The following is a 2,030-nucleotide window of genomic DNA, read 5'->3' as shown; positions in this document are numbered from 1 at the left end:
CGGGGGCTTGAAGTGTGAGGAAAAAAGTGTACCTTTGCCACCACTTAAGAGTACGGGATGTAGCACAGTTGGTAGCGCGCCACGTTCGGGACGTGGAGGTCGACAGTTCGAGTCTGTTCATCCCGACAGATACCAGATCGAGAGAGTGTGTTCGCACACTTTCTCGATCCTTTTTTATCTCTTACCGCACAGGGTGAAGTCTATTACCGGTAATAGTGTCGACTAATACCGGTAATAGACTTCACTAATACCGGTATTAGGTAGAGTGGTGAGGCTATGCGTGTTGGAGCTGATCTCGGGCCAGAGCCTATTTTCTTGATATTCAGCTGTTCCTCGTCGTTTTGTCACCATGCCAAAGACGAACCTTTATTGACTGTGAATTGCGGGGCAGCGATCTAATATTCTTTGTGCCCGTTTTGCTTCAGAGCTAGTCCGTTAAGTCGTTTAATTGGGCTATCTTTGTAAGGTCGTAGAGGGTGTACTCCCTTTCTCACAAGCAACTATCACTCATGGAGACAATTAAATCAATATACAAGATAGGTAAAGGTCCCTCGAGCAGCCATACAATGGGTCCGAGGCGGGCGGCGCTGATGTTCCTTGATCGCTTGAGTGGTGGCACGCCGGCGAGATTTAGGGTCACACTCTATGGCTCTCTTGCCGCCACAGGTAAGGGGCATATGACAGATGTCGCCATCATAGAGGTGCTTGAGCCGGTAGCTCCTACCGAGATTGTATGGGAGCCACAGACGGTCAAGCGCTTCCACACCAATGGCATGTACTACGAGGCGCTGGACAAGGATGACAAGCTCATCGACTCGTGGACGGTCTACAGTGTGGGCGGCGGTGATCTCGCCAATGAGGAATTTGACGAGAGTAGGGCGACTGAGGTCTACCCCCATAGTCGGATGACAGATATTCTCGCCTACTGTTTCGATGAGCACCTATCGCTCTGGGAGTATGTGGAGCGATTTGAGGACGCCTCCATCTGGGATCACCTGGGAGAGGCGTGGCAAGTGATGCGATCCGCAGTGGAGCGTGGTCTAGACAATGACAGCATCCTCCCCGGAGGACTCAACCTTCGCCGCAAGGCCGGAGAGTACTATGTCCAAGCCAATAACTACAGCTACTCCACCAAGTCACGTGGTCTTGTATATGCCTACGCCCTCGCGGCAAGTGAGGAGAATGCAGGCGGTGGTCAGGTCTGCACCGGTCCTACCTGCGGCTCATCCGGAGTGATGCCGGGAGTCCTCTATCACCTCAAGGTCTCCAAGGAGATCCCGGACAAGATGATCCTGAGAGCTATGGCGACAGCGGGTCTCTTCGGTGCGATCTGTCGTACAAATGCCTCCATCTCAGGAGCTGAGGTGGGCTGCCAAGGTGAGGTGGGTGTTGCCTGCTCGATGGCTGCCGCTGCCGCCAATCAGCTCTTCGGGGGCAGTCTGAATCAGGTGGAGTACGCCGCCGAGATGGGTCTCGAGCATCACTTGGGGCTAACCTGTGACCCCATCTGTGGTCTCGTCCAGATCCCTTGTATCGAGCGAAACGCCTTTGCGGCAGCAAGAGCACTGGATGCGAATGTCTACGCTTCCTTCTCCAATGGCTTTCACCGGGTCTCCTTCGACCAGGTGGTCGAGGTGATGCGTCAGACAGGACACGACCTCCCGAGCCTGTATAAGGAGACCTCTACCGGCGGTCTGGCGACCAGCTACAGAAACCCCATCGCTCGACTCGGTGGGGAGATATCATACAATAGAGAGGCGGCAGAGCAGTCGGAGGAGGGCCCTAAGTTGTCCTTTTTTATGTAAGTTTGTCTGCTTCTGAATAGAGAATAAAATCACGATCCACATAATGACAAGATCAGCAGAGAGTCGCAAGCCTATCCGCAGAGCGCTTGTATCGGTATATCACAAAGAGGGGCTGGAGAAGCTCCTGAGACAACTCGGACAGAGCGGTGTGGAGATCCTCTCCACCGGTGGCACCTATGACTATGTCACCAGCCTGGATCTCCCGTGTACCAAGGTGGAGGATCG

At 53.8% G+C, this 2,030-nt stretch carries 1 protein-coding gene, 1 tRNA gene and 1 pseudogene; all 3 read left to right on the top strand.

The genetic code is table 11. From position 1 onward, the window contains the following. Positions 1–53 precede the first annotated feature (53 nt). A tRNA-Pro gene (locus Q0F21_RS07485) sits at positions 54–126 on the top strand. A gap of 383 nt (positions 127–509) precedes the next feature. Beyond that, on the top strand, positions 510–1,805 hold the full coding sequence (locus Q0F21_RS07480) for an L-serine ammonia-lyase, iron-sulfur-dependent, subunit alpha (RefSeq protein ID WP_288965355.1): 1,296 nt from the start codon (positions 510–512) through the stop codon (positions 1,803–1,805). Positions 1,806–1,848: 43 nt separating this feature from the next. After that, a pseudogene (locus Q0F21_RS07475) lies at positions 1,849–2,030 on the top strand (bifunctional phosphoribosylaminoimidazolecarboxamide formyltransferase/IMP cyclohydrolase PurH); the annotation flags it as partial.

Origin of the sequence: uncultured Porphyromonas sp., from assembly GCF_934359325.1 — a bacterium.
In the GTDB taxonomy this organism is placed as follows: Bacteria; Bacteroidota; Bacteroidia; order Bacteroidales; family Porphyromonadaceae; genus Porphyromonas_A.
This window is presented reverse-complemented; position numbering and strand designations above follow the sequence as displayed.